Source organism: Janthinobacterium sp. AD80 (assembly GCF_002878455.1).
Classification (GTDB): Bacteria; Pseudomonadota; Gammaproteobacteria; order Burkholderiales; family Burkholderiaceae_D; genus Janthinobacterium.
Genome location: NZ_NRDQ01000317.1, coordinates 1 through 1,208, shown reverse-complemented (window position 1 = coordinate 1,208; position 1,208 = coordinate 1). Strand labels below are relative to the sequence as shown.

General features: G+C 68.9%; 2 protein-coding genes and 1 pseudogene. All 3 read right to left on the bottom strand.

Annotation, left to right across the window (positions count from 1 at the left end; genetic code table 11):
* A partial coding sequence (locus tag JaAD80_RS29090) for a DUF2282 domain-containing protein (protein ID WP_258003254.1) occupies positions 1-449 on the bottom strand: 449 nt, incomplete at its 3' end.
* 28 nt (positions 450-477) lie between these two features.
* Positions 478-873 (bottom strand): lactoylglutathione lyase, encoded by a 396-nt coding sequence (gene gloA, locus JaAD80_RS29085; RefSeq protein WP_102299658.1) that lies wholly within the window; start codon positions 871-873, stop codon positions 478-480.
* A gap of 32 nt (positions 874-905) precedes the next feature.
* Positions 906-1,208: pseudogene (locus JaAD80_RS31095) on the bottom strand (hypothetical protein); the annotation flags it as partial.

Genomic DNA, 1,208 nt, shown 5'->3' with positions numbered 1-1,208 from the left:
GCCACATCGGCCGGCGGTCCCGTCCTGGCGGGCGCCGCTCCCGGGCAGGCCAGCGGCGCCGCTTCCACCTTGCCGCCCAGCGCCGTGCAGGTGCCGGCGGGAACGGTCATCCATTCGCCAGGGTCGCGGTCGACGGTGGCCATGCCCGAGCATAAATGGAAGCAGGTGGTATTCGCGCATTCATTCTGCCCCGCCTTGGCCACGCCATAGCAGATTTCGCTCTTGGCGGCGGCCTTTTTTCTCGGGCGCCTGGGCCGGCGCGGGAATGGCCACGGCCAGTGCGCAGGCGGCGGCCACGGCGGCCTGCACCAGCGCCTGCCGGTTCTGCGGCTGCGGCGCCCGGCGTTGGCATTGCCGGCGTCGCGGCCTTGCTTGTCGTTGATACATGCACCATGCGGTGGCTTCCTTTTCAAAATGCCGGCAGGCGCCGCCAGCGGCGCGCCTGCCATGCCGTGTCAGAGTTCGTTGAACCGGCGATCAGTCATAGTGGGCGCTCGCTTCGATCAGCTCGATGCGGTAGCCGTCCGGGTCCTGCACGAAAGCGATGATATTGCTGCCATGTTTCATCGGCCCCGCTTCGCGCGTGACGGTGCCGCCATGCGCGCGCACTTTGGCGCACACGCTGGCCGCATCGTCGACCGCCACGGCCAGGTAGCCATAGGCGTCGCCATGGGTATACGCTTGCCGGTCCCAGTTATGCGTCAGTTCGATGGCGGCGTGCGCGGGCGTCTCGCCATAGGCAACGATGGCGCGCGTAAAGCGCGCGTCCGGATAGTCGTGGCGCCGCTGCAAGGTCATGCCCAGGGCGTCGCGGTAAAAATGCAGCGCGGCGTCGAGGTCGGCGACGCGCAGCATGGAATGCAATATGCGCATGGTGTGATGGCTCCGTCAAATGGGGACAAGGGTCAGGCCACGCGTTGCTGGACAATGGCAGGGGCCGATGGTTCGTCCGGCACGGGCAGGTAGCGGGCGCCAGCCTGGTAGCGCTGCACGAACTGGCCAAAATCGCCGCTGTCGGCGCGCTCCACCCTTTCCTGCTCGGCCAGCGAGGCATCGGCCTGCGCCGTGAAGCGCGCCAGCGCCGCCGCATCGAGCGGACGACCGCGAAAATGCGCCGCGTGGGCCGCGCTCTGGCGCAGGGCGAACGCGTCAAAGCTGCCCTGCTCGGCGCGGATCGCCGCCAGCACGCGCGCCGAGGGCGTCAGCGC

Coding starts and splice junctions, on each gene's coding strand:
- gloA (WP_102299658.1), bottom strand. CDS start 873: ATGCGCATATTGCATTCCATGCTGCGCGTCGCCGACCTCGACGCCGCG.